General features: G+C 71.2%; 14 protein-coding genes. 11 read left to right on the top strand and 3 right to left on the bottom strand.

The features are described 5' to 3' along the window. Positions 1-296: 296 nt before the first annotated feature. Together P7A99_RS05510 and P7A99_RS05505 are read right to left on the bottom strand one after the other, a co-directional pair. Positions 297-902 (bottom strand): hypothetical protein, encoded by a 606-nt coding sequence (locus tag P7A99_RS05510; protein ID WP_277792934.1) that lies wholly within the window; start codon positions 900-902, stop codon positions 297-299. Between the two features lie 287 nt (positions 903-1189). Next, positions 1190-2116, bottom strand: coding sequence for a HEPN domain-containing protein (locus tag P7A99_RS05505; protein WP_277792933.1), 927 nt, complete (start codon positions 2114-2116; stop codon positions 1190-1192). A 773-nt stretch (positions 2117-2889) separates the two neighbouring features. Between P7A99_RS05505 and P7A99_RS05500 the strand changes: the two genes are divergently transcribed. The 10 genes from P7A99_RS05500 to P7A99_RS05455 all read left to right on the top strand — a co-directional run bounded on the left by P7A99_RS05500 (position 2890) and on the right by P7A99_RS05455 (position 12795). Continuing rightward, positions 2890-3429 carry a GcrA family cell cycle regulator gene (locus P7A99_RS05500; protein WP_277792932.1) on the top strand — a complete coding sequence of 180 codons (540 nt, stop codon included), beginning with the start codon at positions 2890-2892 and terminating at the stop codon, positions 3427-3429. Between the two features lie 213 nt (positions 3430-3642). Next, a complete protein-coding gene (locus P7A99_RS05495) occupies positions 3643-4572 on the top strand; it encodes a DUF2493 domain-containing protein (RefSeq protein ID WP_277792931.1) in 930 nt (309 codons plus the stop codon). A gap of 700 nt (positions 4573-5272) precedes the next feature. Further along, the gene (locus tag P7A99_RS05490; RefSeq protein WP_277792930.1) at positions 5273-5650 is read left to right on the top strand and encodes a single-stranded DNA-binding protein; all 378 of its coding nucleotides are present in this window, start codon (positions 5273-5275) and stop codon (positions 5648-5650) included. Positions 5651-6028: 378 nt separating this feature from the next. Next, entirely contained in the window at positions 6029-6991 is a 963-nt protein-coding gene (locus P7A99_RS05485; protein ID WP_277792929.1) for a replication initiator protein A, read from the top strand. 315 nt (positions 6992-7306) lie between these two features. Then, complete coding sequence (locus tag P7A99_RS05480) at positions 7307-8512, top strand: AAA family ATPase (protein ID WP_277792928.1); 1206 nt, start codon at positions 7307-7309, stop codon at positions 8510-8512. Between the two features lie 16 nt (positions 8513-8528). Continuing rightward, the gene (locus P7A99_RS05475; RefSeq protein ID WP_277792927.1) at positions 8529-9608 is read left to right on the top strand and encodes a ParB/RepB/Spo0J family partition protein; all 1080 of its coding nucleotides are present in this window, start codon (positions 8529-8531) and stop codon (positions 9606-9608) included. Positions 9609-9931: 323 nt separating this feature from the next. Further along, positions 9932-10435, top strand: coding sequence for a S26 family signal peptidase (locus tag P7A99_RS05470; RefSeq protein ID WP_277792926.1), 504 nt, complete (start codon positions 9932-9934; stop codon positions 10433-10435). Next, entirely contained in the window at positions 10432-11121 is a 690-nt protein-coding gene (locus tag P7A99_RS05465) for a cell wall hydrolase (RefSeq protein ID WP_277792925.1), read from the top strand. Before P7A99_RS05470 ends, P7A99_RS05465 begins: the two co-directional genes overlap by 4 nt. 339 nt (positions 11122-11460) lie before the next feature. Then, a complete protein-coding gene (locus tag P7A99_RS05460) occupies positions 11461-11793 on the top strand; it encodes a hypothetical protein (RefSeq protein WP_277792924.1) in 333 nt (110 codons plus the stop codon). A 672-nt stretch (positions 11794-12465) separates the two neighbouring features. After that, positions 12466-12795 carry a hypothetical protein gene (locus P7A99_RS05455; RefSeq protein ID WP_277792923.1) on the top strand — a complete coding sequence of 110 codons (330 nt, stop codon included), beginning with the start codon at positions 12466-12468 and terminating at the stop codon, positions 12793-12795. A gap of 11 nt (positions 12796-12806) precedes the next feature. On the opposite strand, the gene P7A99_RS05450 is transcribed toward P7A99_RS05455, so the two are convergent. Beyond that, complete coding sequence (locus P7A99_RS05450; protein ID WP_277792922.1) at positions 12807-13370, bottom strand: hypothetical protein; 564 nt, start codon at positions 13368-13370, stop codon at positions 12807-12809. A 212-nt stretch (positions 13371-13582) separates the two neighbouring features. On the opposite strand from P7A99_RS05450, the gene mobQ reads away from it, so the two are divergent. Further along, positions 13583-15094 (top strand): MobQ family relaxase, encoded by a 1512-nt coding sequence (gene mobQ, locus P7A99_RS05445; protein WP_277792921.1) that lies wholly within the window; start codon positions 13583-13585, stop codon positions 15092-15094. The last annotated feature ends 10 nt before the right edge of the window (positions 15095-15104 follow it).

Raw genomic sequence — 15104 nt, 5'->3', positions numbered from 1 at the left:
AGGCAGGGACCGCAGTCGAGAATCCGGGTTCGGAGTGACGCTGCAGCCCTGGCGATGCGCCTGACGTCGACATCTGGTCTTCCGTCCCGAGATCCCAACCACACCGTCAGGGGATTGGCGTCCCGCCAGCGGCCGGGCTCCAGGCGGGCCCCTCCCCTGCGGCTCGGTCGGACTGGACGGCGGGGCTAGGGTTGCCGTGGGTCCCTCGATCCGGGCGTTGAGATCACGCTTGAGAGGTGCGCTGGCGCGGATGGGACCGTGGCCTTGCTCTGGTCCGGTTGGGCGAGCGCCCAAGCCTAGACCGTATGGGAAGGCGGCGCGCGATGCAGTCTCGGGGCGGCGGAAATGCGGGTCGGGGTCGGTCCAAGGAGTCTCTCGGCGGCCTCGACGACCTGGCCGCCCATCACCGGCTTGCAGACATGGTCGATGTGGCGCCAGCGCGGCGGCAGAACCCCGGGGTCATAGCCGGTGATGAACAGGAACGGCGCGCCTTGGGCCTCGAGGGCTTCGGCCACGGCGTAGGACGGTCCCTCGCCCAGATCGAGGTCCACCATGGCCGCATCCGGGTCGTGGCGGCGCAGGTGCGCCAGGGCCTGGGCCTCGTCGCCGGCGCAGGTGACCGCAAAGCCGGCCCCGCGCAGGGCCAGGCTGAAGGCCTCGGCCTGGAAGAAGCAGTCCTCGACCAGAAGGACCGCGCCTCGGGATGGCGACGTGAAGCCGCCCTGGCCCACGGCGCCGACGGGGCGCTCGCCCTGCCACACCGACACGGTCTCTGCCGAGTCGTGGTCCGCCAGGATCAGGGCGGCGTGGCGCAGGGCCGCGCCGTCGTCGGCGAGGCTGGCCGTGACGAAGGTCAGGCAGGCGCCGTCATGCAGTCTGGGATAGAACAGGAAAATGGCCATCGAGACCTCCCGCGTCGTCAGGCGGGAGCGTGGGGCAAGGCCTGGTCTCTCAGCCGCCGGCGCCCATGGATCGTGGCCGACGATGCGGCGACCCTAGGCTGCATGGCTCCAGGATGCGAGCTCCAGCAGGGGAACGAATTGTTACAGCTGCGACGCTGGGACCGCGAGGCGTCCCGCCTGCGGCGGCCGGGCTCTAGGCGGCGGAGCCGCCCCGAGCCGCCTCCCCTCTCCGGTCGGGGTCTCGGCCCGTTCGGGTTGCGATCCCTGACGCGGGAATGCCGAGAGGCTCAGCTTTCCTCTTCCGCCGCCTTGGCCAGTTGTGTCAGGCGCTCGTCGCAGACGGCGCGGACCAAACTGACGAGGGTTTCGACCGAGGCCCTGAGGTCCTGCAGTTCGGCGGTGCTGATCTGGTAGGAGGCTTGATTGTAGCGGGCGTCGACATAGGCGCGCTTGAGTTTCCCGAAGGGCTTGCGCGCTTCTCGGGTTTCGCGCGGCCAGGCTGAGATCAGGGCGGGCGCCTTGGCCTCGGCCCGGCCGCGAAGGAACAGGATGTTGTGCGAGCGCGGCGCGTAGAAGCCGGTTAGCAGCAGCACCGCGATATAGGCCGCCTCGGTGGCCTGGTGCAGGTCGAAGGCCGCCTTCTGGGGCCAGTCGTCCTCCTGTCCCATAGCAATTGCCTGGGCAGCCCTAACCAAAGAGGTCTTGATCGAGGACCGTTGTTCCTTGTCGTACAGCGTCGCCAAGTCCAAGGCTGCCTGAGGCGTTAACGGCTTCAGTGGATGAAAGATGTGGCCTGGGACCTCATAGAGGACCACGCCCTGTTCGATCACTTCGCGGAAGAAGAAGCGGCCGGCGTCCAGGCCCTTGTTGATGTCGTCGAGGTCGTTGACCAGCAGGTTGACGATCCGGCCGATGGCCGGGTCGTGGAGGATCTTCTGCTCGGTCTCGTACCAGTACTCGGCGATGTCGGTCAGCTTCTCGTCGCTGACCACCACCAGGATGTCGAAGTCCGACAGGTAGCCGTTCTCGGGCTCGTCGACGAAGTCGCCGCGCGCATAGCTGCCGAACAGGATGATCTTGTGGATCTTGGCGTAGCGGCGCCAGGCCGAGGTGCCGCCATCCGTGGCCGTCTCGAAGCCGCGCAGCAGGTGGCCGGTGATGGCGGCCAGCTCTTCTTGCTGGCGGTCAGGCAGGTGATCGAGATTCGACTTCATCGGACTTGGAGTCTCGCCGAGCGGGCCTTGGCGGACAAGGGGTTTGCGCAGGATCGCGCGGCGGTGGAAGGGACGGGAAGCCGGGCGTTGAGAACACGTGAACCACGTGCGCCGCCGCCTTTAGCCCGAAAGCCTGTACAGAGCGACGACCGCCCGGCCGGGGTGCGCCCTTGCGAGCGCCCGACCCTGGCCTCGCCGGCGGACCGTCGAGGATGATCGACGTTAGGTTGTGTGCCGCCGGGCGTGCAATACCCCAATTTTAGGGGGTTTGGGGAGGCCGGGAGGCGGCCTGTATTGCGCCCAGCAGCGTCCTCATGATCGAGGACATTGATCGAGTTGTCCGAAGGGGCGATGCGCTTCTCCGCGGGATTTGGAAGATGGCGGTCGGGGGAGCGCCCTAGAATTTGACGTCCGTAAATCGTCGCCGATCGTGACCGCCTGGTCGGGCGCTGGGACGACCTGACCCTGGCGGCTCGAGGCGCGGGCATGAGCGGAAGCCGGGCGTTGAGAACGCGTGAACCACGCGCGCCGGCGCCTTTGGCCCGAAGGCTTGGACATAGCGCCGACCACCCGGCGGGGCCGATAGTTTGGCCGTCGCTCGGCGACGGCGGGATCAGCTCGCGAGGCGGAGCGATGACAGTCGGGTTCCCGACCGACGTCACGCTAGGTTGCGGCGGCGGCTGGGGCAATCCCCCAGTTCTTGGGGGGGCGCGGAAGGCGGAGCCAGGGACGCGGCGGGCGCGCCGAAGGGGCGCGCAGAGTGAGCGTCGACCATGTCTTCTGTTGTGAAATCGTCTGCGGCAGAGGGCGTTTTGCCCGCTGTCGGCGGCTGGTCCGATGCCCGGGTGGCGCGCCTCAAAGCGCTCCTGGCGCAGGGGCTGAGCGCCCGCCAGATCGCCCAAGCCCTGGGGGCGGTGAGCCGCAACGCCGTAATCGGCAAGATCCACCGCCTGGGCCTGGCCGGCGGCGGGTCGCCGTCCGCCCCGGGGCGGCGCGCGCGCCTGTCGGCGCGGCCCCGGCTCCGGCGCAAGGCCCCCTCCCCTCCCCCGCCGCCGCCCTGCGGCGGGGCCCCAGCGGCCGCGGCGCTGGCTCGGCCGCGGGCCGCGCTCGTCGATGCGGTCGGGCTGGCGGCTGATCTGGCCGCCCTGCCCCGCCAGGCCTGCCGCTGGCCGATCGGCGATCCCAGGGAAGGGGCCTTCAGTTGGTGCGGCCGGCCCGTCGCGCGGACCCCGACGGGACGGGCGTCCTACTGCGAGGGCCACCGCGCCCGCGCCTATCGGGCCCGGCCGATCCGGGGAGTCGCGGGGCTTTAGGGACGGCGCGACGCGGGGTCTGAGCCTGATCGGCATGGCGGTCTGGGGCTTGGCAGGAACGGGCCCTTGGCCCTGGCGACCTCGCCACCGTCCGGAGGCCGCCGCAAGGGACGCTGCGCTCAAAGCCCCTGCGGCGGCCGCCGGGCCGGCGGCGCGAAGGGCGGTCGCGAGCCGAAGGGCTCGTTCCGACCTCAAGCCCACAGGAGCTTTCCCATGACCTTTCAGCCCCCTCCCCTCACCGGCCGCCTGACGCCCCTGGAGGCCCAGGCGCTGGACCTGGACGATCCGCGCCCGCATCCGCCCGAGGAGGCCCTCGTCCAACTGGGCCAGGCGCTGATGACCGAGCTGCTCGACCTCGTCGGCGAGACCGCCCTGGAGGACTTCCAGGGCGTGCTCTGCGAGGCCCTGATCGGCGCCTTCCATTCAGCCTCCCAGCGCATCGACCGCGAGGCCGATCGCGGCCGTGACGAGATCATCCGCCTGCTGCGCGACTTCGACGCCTCGGAGGTGGCCGACACCGACCTGCAGGCGGCGACGGCGCGGACCCGCGCGGCCGACGTGGCGGTCCTGGCCGCCGACCTGGTGCGCGACGCCGCCGCCGAGACCTACCGGGCGGCCACCGGCGAGGTCTGGACGCCCTGGCGCGGCAGCGTGCGCGGCTCGCGCGTCACCGCCGCCCAGGTCGAGGCGCGCGAGGCGGTGCGGGCGATGAAGGCCCGTCGCCAGCAGGCGGTCGATCCAGGCTGCGCCGTGGTCGCCTTCCGGGCCGCGCCGGGGGCCGACACCCCGCTCGACGGCGGGCGGATCTTCGACGCTCTCAACTGGGCCCTGGAAACCTGGCCCGACATGGCCCTGGCCACCTGCGGGGCCCGAGGCGGCGAGAAGCTCGCCATCAGCTGGGCCAGGCAGAAGCGCGTCAAGCTCGTCCTGGCCAGGCCCGACTTCGACGGCGCGGGCCGCGCGGCCCTGTTCAAGGCCAATGACGCGCTGCTGGACCTGGAGCCGGTCTGCGTCCTGACCCTGGCGGCGAGCCTGCAGCCAGGTCCGAGGGCTGCCGAGCGGCCGTTCGGTCCGGCCCTGAACCTGGCCCAGAAGGCGGCCGAGCGCGGCGTCCGCTGCGTGCCGATCCGCCCGGCGAGGTAGCCCGCCTTCGGCGCGGCGGTTCTCGCCGCGCCGCCTGGCCTCGCGGCGGGGCGGAATGAACCCGGAACGGCGATCCAGATCTCGGGTCCGCGCCCTTGCCGGCCACGACGGCTTGGGGTTGGCGATTCGTTCGTGCGGCGCTCGGTTCGGACCGGCGACGACCCTGGCGGCGGGCCGCCGTCCAGGTCGGCGGCGTTGGGAGGGATCGCCTCGACAGAGGTCCGGGCCCTGGCCGCCCTGCCCTGCTGGCCGCTTGGCGCGCCGCACGCCGACGGCGAGCTGGCGGCGGCGGCGGATCCTGGGCGCGCCTGCTTTCGGCCTCTGGCGCGTCTGGCGGCGACCCTCGTGGCGTCCTCCCCTGCCGTTCGGGCGAGCGGCTCGCCGCCCGCGGCGGTGAAGCCGCGCGCGCCCTGGGTCGGCGGGTCTTTCGCGCTGCGGCGGATGCAAGCCTGCGGGCCGCGACCGCGCCGCGATCGATCACGTCGTCCCTAGGGCGGGGCGGGCCGGGTCCAAGCCGACCTGGCGCGGCCAGGCGCTCTGGCCGGAGCCTCCGGCCTTCCTGCGCTGCGCTCTCGTGCAGGCCGGCGTCCAGCCGCCGCGGGCTTGGGCCCGTCCCTCCTTCCCCGCCCAGCCAGGGGCCGTGATCGCGGCGAGGCCGCGGACCGCCGGGGCTCTTCCCGGCGGGAGACGGAGAAAGACCATGCTGAACAAGGCGCAACTGATCGGCTTCACCGGCGCGGACAGCGAGATCCGCACCACCCAGAAGGGCAAGGCCTATGCGGTGCTGCGGGTCGCCACCAGCCGCTACAGCAAGAAGGAAGGCGAGCGGCAGGACTTCACCACCTGGCACCAGGTCGAGGTCTGGAGCCCCAGCACGGTGAAGTGGCTGGAGGGCCGGGTTCTGGCCAAGGGCTCCAAGGTCTATGTCGAGGGCGAGATCCGCAACGAGCGCTACACCGACAAGGACGGCAAGGAGCACTACTTCACCAAGATCGTCGTCGCCGGCCCGGACCATGAGCTGAAGTCGCTCGATCGCCCCGAGGCCAACCCCGAGCCTGAGCCTGGCCAGGACGGCTAAGGCCGGCAGGCCCGCCCCGATCCGGGGCGGGCCGTTCGGTCACTGATCCACCGACAGGGCCGCGCGGAGCCACGTGGCGACTTTCGGGCGGCGGGGAGTTGCCACGTGGCAACTTGCGGGGCCCGGCGTGGCGGCCGCGGTCGTGGTGAACGGGCGCGAGCCGTTGGGGCGAGGCCGGCGGCGGTCACTGATCCACCGTCAGGGCCGGGAGTTGCCAGGTGGCAACTTTCCGGCCGCGGCGCGCGGGAGTGTCCTTCAGCGATGAAGGGCCCGCGGCGTCGCAGGCGCCGCGGGCGCCGCGAGCGCGGCGGGCGGCTTTGAGGAGGGCTGGGCGGGCTTTTGCGTCGGCCGGGTCGGGGGCGCACAATGGATCCCGACATGTCCAAGCGCGCGATTCGTAATCAAGAGTTCGATCTCTTCATCCCCCAGGTCGCGGACCTGGCCTGGAAGGACCAGCGCGAGCTGATGGAGCGGCCGTTCTTCTCGCTGGGCAAGCGCAAGCGCCTCAAGCCCATCGAGTACGTCTCGCCCGACGGCGACGTCCATGTCCGGGTCAGCGCCAATCCCCAGTTCGGCATCGCCACCATCTGGGACGCCGACATCCTGATCTGGGCGACCTCGCACCTGAACAAGCTGCGCGACCGGGGCGACAACGACATCCCGCGCACCATCCACACCACCTCCTACGACCTGCTCAAGGCCATCCACCGCGACACCGGCGGCACGGCCTATCGCGAACTGCAGGCGGCCCTGGAGCGGCTGCAGTCGACGACGATCGAGACCAGCTTGCGCGCGCCCAAGCGCAACAAGCGCGCGCAGTTCGGCTGGCTGGACGAGTGGACGCTGGAGTCCGATCCGGTCACCGGCGCGCCGCGCGGCCTGACCCTGACCCTGTCCAACTGGGTCTATGAGGGGCTGATGCGCGACCGGGCCCTACTGACCCTGCATCCGGACTATTTCCTGCTGACCGGCGGCCTGGAGCGGGCCATCTACCGCATCGCCCGCAAGCACGCCGGCGACCAGGAGGGCGGGTGGACCTGCCGGGTCAGCGTCCTCTACGACAAGTCCGGCAGCGAAGGACCGCTCAAGCAGTTCACCTACCTGCTCAAGAAGATCATCGCCGCCGACAGCCTGCCCGACTACGCCCTGACCCACGCCACCACCCGGGACGGGGCCGCGGCCGTCCATTTCGTGCGCCGCGACGCGGCCGAGCGCGCCCGAATCAAGGCCGAGCTCGACGCCCTGGCCGCCGCCGATTCGCGCCGGGCCCGCGAGGACGCGCGGGCGGTGAGCCTGGACGGGATGCTGGACCGTCGTCGCCGACCGTCGGGGGATCAGTGACCTTTTCCTCGGGGGATCGATGACCGGTCCATCGGGGGATCGGTGACCGTCGTGTCGGGGGATCGGTGACCGGCCGTCTTGGCGAACCCTTGCCAGACAAGGCTTTGGAGGCTGTTTCGGACCGCTTAACCCTTCTAACTTTCGTCGATAACGATTTCTTCTAACGCGGGCAGGGAAGTCGTTGCGAGCGCGACGCGCCTCGAGCCTTGGAGGGCTCGACGCGACGCTTGACGGTTAAGGTTTTGTTTACGCTCTCCAACGACAACTTTGCAAATATCGTCTAGTCTCGTCGAAATTTGCAAAGTGGAGGGGGTGATGACCGCGATCGCCATGGCGCCCGAGCCAGCCACCGGACCGGTGCTGCTCGACGCGCTGAACAATCTGACCAATCGGGCCGACGACGTGATCACCCGCCTGCGGGCGACGGTGTTCGCGCCGGGCGTCGAGAAGATCGTCGACACGCGCTTTCCGATCAGCAAGGCCGCCGAGATGGTCGGTAGGACCCCCGAGGCCATACGCCAGGCCGAGGCCGAGGGCAGGCTGCCCGCGCCGCGTATGACCGAGACCGGTCGCCGCGAGGGCTACAGCCTGGCCGAGGTCAACGCCATGCGCGATCTCTTCGGCACCCGGCCGCGCCGGGCCGAGGGCGATCCGCCGATCGTGCTGGCCGTGCAGAACTTCAAGGGCGGGGTCGGCAAGTCGACCCTGACCTGCCACATCGCTCAATATCTGGCCCTAAAGGGTTATCGGGTCGCGATTATCGACTGCGACAGCCAGGCCTCGTCGACGACGGTGTTCGGGTTCAATCCCGACATCGACATCGACGACGACGACACCCTGCTGCCGTTCTTCGAGCATGGCGGGGCGCCCACTCTCGACTACGCCATCCGGCCGACGGCCTGGGCCGGCATTGACCTGATCCCGGCCAATCTCGGGCTCTACCAGGCCGAATACGAGGCCGCCGCCCGCATGAAGGGCCGGCCCGAACTGCTCGACCGGCTGCGCGATGGTATTGCCGGTATTGCCGACCGGTATGACGTCGTGCTGCTCGATCCGCCGCCGGCCCTGGGCATGATCTCGCTGGCGGTGCTGCGCGCGGCCAACGCCCTGCTGATCCCGACGCCGCCGTCCACCGTCGACTTCGCCTCGACCGCCCACTTCCTGCGCATGATCGTCGACACCGTCCAGGTCCTTGACCAATACGGCCTGAACAAGAACGGCTTTGAGTTCCTGCGCGTCGTGGCCACCAAGGTCGACGAAGGCAAGAGCGCCCACATCCAGATCCGCGAGATGATGGCGGCGGTGTTCGGTTCGGACATGCTGACCAACTCGCTGCTGGACTCGGCCGAGATCGACAACGCCAACGTCCAGCTGCGCACGGTCTACGAGGTCGCCAGCGGCGGCCGCGTCCACGAGCGCTGCCGCAACAACCTCGATCGCCTCAACAGCGAGATCGAGATCCTGATCCGCAAGGCCTGGCCGAGCCATCGCGCCGAGCTGCGGCGACTGGGCGTGGGCTAGGAAAGGGGAGGGGACGATGGCGTCCACCACGGGCAAGAACCGCAACATCCTGGCCAGCCTGGTCGGCGACACGCCGCCGGCGGCGGTCACCAATCCCCCGAGAGCCAGCGCGCCGGCGGCCGAGGTCGCGCGGGCCGCGCCGGCCTCTGCGCCGGCCGCGACCATACCGCCGCGCCTCAACGACCGCATGGCGGGCCTGTCCCGCCTGGCCTCGGGCGACCTCAAGGAAAAGACCCTGCGGCTGGTCGATCCGGCCCGCTGCCGGATGTGGGCGCGCCATAACCGCAACTACGGACTGCTGAGCCCCGAGAACACCGCCGAGCTGCTGGAGGGCCTGCGGGCCCAGGGCAAGCAGGAGTTCCCGGCCATCGTTCGGCGGGTCGCCGACGATCCCAACTTCGACTACGAGGTCATCGCCGGGGCCCGCCGCCACTGGGCGGTCAGCTATCTGCGGGCGGTCGAGCATCGCGAGATCAAGTATCTCATCGAGGAGCGCGAGCTCTCCGACGAGCAGGCCTTCCGCCTGGCCGACATCGAAAACCGCGCCCGCAAGGATCTTTCCGACTACGAGCGGGCCGTCGACTATCTGAGCGCCATCGACCTCTACTACGGCGGCGTGGCCTCGCGCATGGCCGAGCGCCTGGAGCGCCCCAAGGCGTGGCTGTCGCGCTTCCTGGATCTGGGACGGCTGCCGGTCGAGGTCGTCGGGGCCTTCGGCGACCACCTGCAGGTCCTGGAAAAGCACGCCCGCGACCTCAAGCCCGTCCTGGCCCAGAACCCCGAACGGGGCCGGGTGATCGCCGCGGCCGGGAAGCTCGCCGACGAGCAGGCCGGGCGGCGCGCGGCCGGCCTGCCCTATATCGAGCCGGCCAAGGTGGTCGCGACCTTGCGCAATGCTGGCCTGGGCAAGACCGAGGCGCCCACGGCCTCGGGGGAGACCCGGGTCGTCAAGCACGGGGCGGTGACCTTGTTCACCGTCAAGCCGAAGGGGCCAGGCAAGGCGGTGCTGGAGCTGGCGCTCGACGCCGGCGCGTCCAACGCCGACTTCATCGCCGCCCTGCAGGCCGAGCTGGTCCGGCTGCGCCCCAGCGCCTGAGGCGCGATCGATCATTGGCTTCTGAAGCCCCGTCGGCCGAGCCGGCGGGGCTTTTTCGTTGTCGGGAACCCAGGTTGCCACATGGCAACCTTGTCGGGGGATCAGTGACCGGCGGCGGCGACGCCGAGCAGGTTCGTGCGCCTTACAGAGGCGGCCGGTGCGCGCCGATGGGCCTGACGCGCGCGCCAGCGGGCTTGGATGAAGCAGGTTGCCAGGTGGCAACTTCCACGGTGGATCAGTGACCGGGCCGCGCGAGCATGCCGCGGCCGCCCCTGATTTCTGGGGGATTGAAACGGTCGGGCGGGGTAGGGGAGGCTGAGCGCATGCGCGTCTCCGGTGCTCTCGTCCTGGCCGCCCTGATCCCCGCGCCCCTGGCGCTGGGGTCGGCCTTGCTGGATGCGCCGCTGGTGCTGCTCAACACCTCGCCCAGCGAGCCTGTCGGCCTCTACCGCCGCATCGCCGCCGATCCGGCCCCCGGTTTGTTGATCGCCTTTCGGCCGCCGCCCGCCGCCATGCCCTATCTGCGTCTCGCCCAGCCGGGTCGGGCGCGGGGCAGCATCCTGAAGACGGTGGCGGCCGGGGAGGGGGCGCTGGCCTGCGCCGAGCGCCGTCTATCCATCGACGGGCGCGCGCTGGGGGCCATCGCCGACCGCGATCGGGGCGGACGCACGTTGCCGCGCTGGCGCGGGTGCCGGCGCCTGGGCGCGGGCGAGTACGTCGTCTTTTCCGGACGGATCCCCAGCAGTTTCGACAGCCGCTACTACGGTCCGGTCCAGGCTTCGGAAATCCTCGGCGTCTACGCCCCGATCTGGACGCGGGGCGCATGAGGCCGCGCCGGGCGCTTATGGCTCTCCTGGGGCTGCTTCTGGGCCTGCAGGGCGGTGTTGCGCGCGCAGAGGACCTGGCCGCGGCCCTGGCTGCGCCCGGCGCGCGCGAGGCGATCGCCCGCGTCACGGTGGCCGAGGCCGCCAACCAGGGCGACAGCGGCCTCCTGGCCGTCGTCTGCACCATCCTCAATCGTCTCGCCGACGGGCGCTGGGGGAGGAGCGTCGACCAGGTGCTCAACGCCCGGGCCCAGTTCGAGCCGGTGCTTCGCGCGGGCGGGGACTGGCGGGCCTTGCCGGCGGCCAGCCCGGTTCAGCGGGCCCGCGTCGACACCCTGGTCAATCTGGTGCTGGAGGGGCGCGTTCCCGATCCCACGGGCAAAGCGCTCTACTTCCAGAACCCGCGCATCGTCGCGGCGCGGGCCGCGGCCGGCCAGGTCTCGCCCAGGCTTGTCCACTTCGGCGGCCGCGCGCCCAGCGCGGTGATCGGCGACCACGCCTTCTATGTCGAAACAGGCGGCGGGAAGGCGGCCGCCGGGCCGATCGCATCGTCTCGCGACGCGATCTTCGTGCCAAGGCCGCCGGCGGACGGAACGGACGCCCCCGACGTGACGCCGCCGCCGCACCAGGCCGGCGCGCGCGGCATCTTCGTGCTGTCGGACGGGGGCACGGTCGAGACCCGTCGCTAGGGTTTGCACGTAACGGACGGTGATCGCGGTTCTCAGGGGCGCGGGCGCACGCCTGGCGGCGTCGCCCAGGCGCCCATCGAACCGTCCGCCGACGGGCGGGCCCGGCCGCCCTGACGAGATCTCCATGAGATCTCGCCGCCGTCGTCTGGCGACGGCGTAGGGCGTCCTACTGAGCCTGGTGGCGACGTCTTCCCATCGTGTCACGGACGACCCGAAGTCAACGGCTGCGCCGTTCCCCTGCGCGTCCGCTGGCGCGGCCGCTGCGGTGACTGCGGGACCCCGTCCGTGGCCCTCGGGTTCAACGTCGCTCACGAGGAGCGGCGGCCTGGAGGTTTCACGATGTTCAATCTCTTCACGACGCGTTCGGGGCGGACGGCTCCGCTGGTGCTGCGCGCGGCCGAGCCGGTTCTGGGCGACGAGGCGTTCGATGAGCACGTCTGGTGCTGGCAGTTCCATCTCAGCGCGCTGGACGCCGCCCTGCATAGGGCTGAGGCCGTGGATCGCGCCCGGGAGCGGGTGCGCGTGCAGGCGCTTTGGGACGCCATGGACGCCGAGGAGACCTGGGTGATCCTGGATGAGCTGGACATGCTCAACGCCCGCGGCGTCCTGGTGGATCACCTGTTCTTCGAGCAGTGGCAGGCGAGCCGCATGGACGGCTACGTCGGCGACTGACCCGGGGGCCTTGGCCCCCCTTTTGTCGCCGACGGACGGTTGGCGCGGGCGCTCGCGCCTTGAGCGCCCGGCGGTCGGGCCTGTCGGCTCCCCGACCGCGAGGGCGCAAGGCGCGTCGGGCGCGGTTCGAGCGACCCCGTCTGCGACTTGGGTCGCTGGGCCTGGCCTCGAGCCAGGCCGCCGCCGGTCGGGGACCGTCGCTCGGCGCGCCGGCGTGGCCGGCGGGTTTCGCACGCTCTTGCGGTCGTCCCACGGCCGCGTGAGCTTGATGGCGCCGCGCCTCGGGCGTCATGCGGCCGGCCTCGCTGGCCCGCCAGCGGGCGAGGCGGTCCTACTGACAGGCCCGGCGCGCGAGGCTCCCGGACGCGGGCGGCCGCCGGTGGCGGCGCGCCGTGGCGTCCGTCGCCCTCGCGTCCAACGCGCGCGGCGGTCCGGACTGACGAGATCCCCACGGGATCTCGCCGCCGTCGACTGGCGACGGCGTAGCCGGCCCGACTGAGCCTGGGGGCGCCTCTTCCAAGTTTATCCTGTCACCCAGCCCGTCAACCCGCTGGCGCGGGTTCCCCTACGGGGCCGCGCTCTGCGCGACCCCTGCGGTGACGGGCCGGGGCCCGACAGGAGGTGAGGGACAAAGGCGCTCAAGGGGAGCGTCGGTCCAGCCGGAGTTGTCCAATGTCCAAGACCTCATTCGACCTCGTCGAGCGTGAGCTGATCGAGGCCCACATCGCCAGCGGCCAGCCACGGTACAGCACGACGTTCTACCTGCTGGGCGGCGGCTACATCCGCAGCTGGTCGGACGATCGCGAGGCGGTGCTGGCGCGGCACGCGGCCGATCGCGACGATCCGCGGCTGAGCTGGGTCATCACCTTCGACCATCTGGCCGTGACGAGTCTCGCCGTCGACTTTCCGCCCGGAGCCAAGACCGCCGACCAACTGAAGGCCGAGTGCGACGAAGCCCTCGAGCAGATGTTCGAGCGGTGGGAGGCTGAAACCCGGCACTAGGGGAGGGGGCGTCAGCCCCCTTTTTTGCGCCGTCGAGGCGGCGAGGCGGCATCGGGAACCGCGGCGTCCTCGCGCAGGATCTCGTCGGCCAGGGCGTCGAAGTCGGGCAGGTCGGGAACAGGCCGCGACCGCACCGGCGCGATGGCCAGGCCCAGGGTCTCGGCGATCGCCAGCCGGTCGCGGGGGCGATGCACACGGGCGTCGACGATGGCCTGCAGACGCGCCAGCAGCGGGTCGTCGGGGTCCTCGGCCGCCTGCGCCAGCAGGGTGGTGCTCAGCACGATCTTGGCCCGCGTCTCACGCTTGCGCTCGGTCTGGTCGAGCAGGGCTTCCAGGCGCTCGACCCGGGCGCGCCAGACAGCCAGCCGCTCCTCGTCGTCCTTGATCTTGGCCAGCGGCGTGACGTGACCCCGGTTGCGGGGAAGCGTGCCGCGCAGGCCCGAGAGCGCTTCCTTGGCGCGATGCTCGCGATCGGCCAGCGCGACTTCGAGGGCCTGGAGCCGGCGCTGGCGGGCGGCGTCGCTCTCGGGCTGTCGGCGGGGGCGGGCGGTCTGGGAGGCGTTGTCGACTGGCATGGCGTCGGGCCGGTTGAGGGGGCGGGGGACGGGCGGCGACTTGATTTCGGGCAGGGAGGAGCGTACCCCTAACGCGTCGTTGGTGACAAGGGCGCAGTTATGCATTGCAAGCAATGCCTGCGGCCGGCGTCATCGGGATGACGCCGACAGCCAAGGGGCCAGCCCCTTAGCGATCCTTAAGCGCAGAGGCGCGATTTGGACGAGGAGACCCGGTGGCGCAGTTCCGGCTCGAGGTGCAGGCGATCAAGCGCGCGGACGGCCGGTCGGCCGTGGCGGCCGCCGCCTATCGCGCCGCGACCAGCCTGCACGACAAGCGCCTGGAAATGACCTTCGACTACACCGCCAAGGGCGGGGTGGCCTTCTCCGGCGTCATGGCCCCGGACACCGCGCCGGCGGCGTTCGGCGATCGCGAGAGATTGTGGAACGCCGCGGAAGCGGCCGACAAGCGGGCGGACTCGCGGACCGCGCGGGAGGTGCTCATCTCGTTGCCGCACGAGCTCGATGACGTCCAGCGCCATGCCCTCGTGCGGGCCTTCGTCCAGCAGAGCCTGGTCGCTCGCGGTATGATCGCCGACTACGCCCTGCACGATCCCGACGCCCACGGCGACCAGCGCAATCATCACGCCCACATCCTGGTCACCACCCGCCGCGTGAGCCCCGAAGGCTTCGGCCTGAAGGGGCGCGAGTGGGACAATCCCGACGCGGTCAAGGCGCTGAGGCTGGAATGGTGCGAGATCCAGAACCAGCATCTGCGCCAGCACCTGGGCCAGGACGCGCCGCAGGTCACTCATCACAGCCTGGCCGACCAGGGCGAGGAAAAGGAGCCGACCATCCATCTGGGGCCGGCCGCGTCGGGCATGGAGCGGCGCGGCGAGGGTTCCGATCGCGGCGACATCAATCGCCGGGTGGCCGAGCGCAACCAGGCGCGCAAGGACGGGCCGGCCAAGCTGCGCGACCTGGAAGACCGCATGGCGGCGGGCCTGGAGCGCGGGCCCTATCCGATCGGGGCGGTGATCCGCGAATTTGAGGCGATTCACGCCACCATGGTTGGTGAGCGCGACGGTTGGACCCGCGACCTGGCGCGTCTGCAGCGTGCGACCCCGCCCCGGGCGGGCGATATCGCGCGCGAGATGCTGGCCGAGGCCGCCGCGGCCCGAGCGATCGCGAAAGGTCGCCTTGCGGCCACCGAACGCCGCATCGCCAAGGGGCGCGCCCGACGCTCGACCCTGGTCCGCTGGGCGCGCGATCCGGCGCGGATGATCTGGGCGGCGCACGCTGAACTCAACGCGCTGGCGCGGGCCAAGCAGGCCGCCCGCCTGGCCGAGATCCGCTACGCCGTCCGCCGCGACTGGCTGAGCGGGCCCGAAGGCCGCGCCTTTTTGGCCGCGCGGCTGGATCCGGAAAAGCAGGCGGCCGAGGCCGCGCGCCGGGAAGGGCGGACCCTGGAGCGCAAGATCAAACGCGCCGACAAGCGCATCGAGGCGGTGGCGCGCACCCGCACGCGGTTGATGGTCGCCCAGGCGCTCGGCGAAGAGACCCTGGTTGCGCCCTCACAGATGGCGCTTGGGGTGGGCCAGGCCGTGCGCGAGGTCGATCGACGGGCGATCGAGGCCATCGGCCGCCACCCCGTCGCCGCGCAGGAGAAGGGGCTCAGCCAGGTGCTCGCCCTCGCGCGCGGCAAGGGCTTGCTGCCAGGGCGCGAGCCATCGGGACCAGATCGCTAGGCGATCGGGC

Origin of the sequence: Caulobacter endophyticus, from assembly GCF_029543245.1 — a bacterium.
GTDB lineage: Bacteria > Pseudomonadota > Alphaproteobacteria > Caulobacterales > Caulobacteraceae > Caulobacter > Caulobacter endophyticus_A.
The sequence above is the reverse complement of the archived record's forward strand: the minus strand, read 5'-3'. Positions and strand labels throughout refer to the sequence as shown.

Excerpts from the sequence above, each read along its gene's own strand:
- P7A99_RS05485 (WP_277792929.1), top strand. The coding sequence starts at position 6,029 with ATGTCCAAGCGCGCGATTCGTAATCAAGAGTTCGATCTCTTCATCCCC.
- P7A99_RS05465 (WP_277792925.1), top strand. The coding sequence starts at position 10,432 with ATGAGGCCGCGCCGGGCGCTTATGGCTCTCCTGGGGCTGCTTCTGGGC.
- P7A99_RS05475 (WP_277792927.1), top strand. The coding sequence starts at position 8,529 with ATGGCGTCCACCACGGGCAAGAACCGCAACATCCTGGCCAGCCTGGTC.
- P7A99_RS05490 (WP_277792930.1), top strand. The coding sequence starts at position 5,273 with ATGCTGAACAAGGCGCAACTGATCGGCTTCACCGGCGCGGACAGCGAG.
- P7A99_RS05500 (WP_277792932.1), top strand. The coding sequence starts at position 2,890 with ATGTCTTCTGTTGTGAAATCGTCTGCGGCAGAGGGCGTTTTGCCCGCT.
- P7A99_RS05450 (WP_277792922.1), bottom strand. The coding sequence starts at position 13,370 with ATGCCAGTCGACAACGCCTCCCAGACCGCCCGCCCCCGCCGACAGCCC.
- P7A99_RS05480 (WP_277792928.1), top strand. The coding sequence starts at position 7,307 with ATGACCGCGATCGCCATGGCGCCCGAGCCAGCCACCGGACCGGTGCTG.
- P7A99_RS05470 (WP_277792926.1), top strand. The coding sequence starts at position 9,932 with ATGCGCGTCTCCGGTGCTCTCGTCCTGGCCGCCCTGATCCCCGCGCCC.
- P7A99_RS05505 (WP_277792933.1), bottom strand. The coding sequence starts at position 2,116 with ATGAAGTCGAATCTCGATCACCTGCCTGACCGCCAGCAAGAAGAGCTG.
- P7A99_RS05510 (WP_277792934.1), bottom strand. The coding sequence starts at position 902 with ATGGCCATTTTCCTGTTCTATCCCAGACTGCATGACGGCGCCTGCCTG.
- P7A99_RS05455 (WP_277792923.1), top strand. The coding sequence starts at position 12,466 with ATGTCCAAGACCTCATTCGACCTCGTCGAGCGTGAGCTGATCGAGGCC.
- P7A99_RS05495 (WP_277792931.1), top strand. The coding sequence starts at position 3,643 with ATGACCTTTCAGCCCCCTCCCCTCACCGGCCGCCTGACGCCCCTGGAG.
- P7A99_RS05460 (WP_277792924.1), top strand. The coding sequence starts at position 11,461 with ATGTTCAATCTCTTCACGACGCGTTCGGGGCGGACGGCTCCGCTGGTG.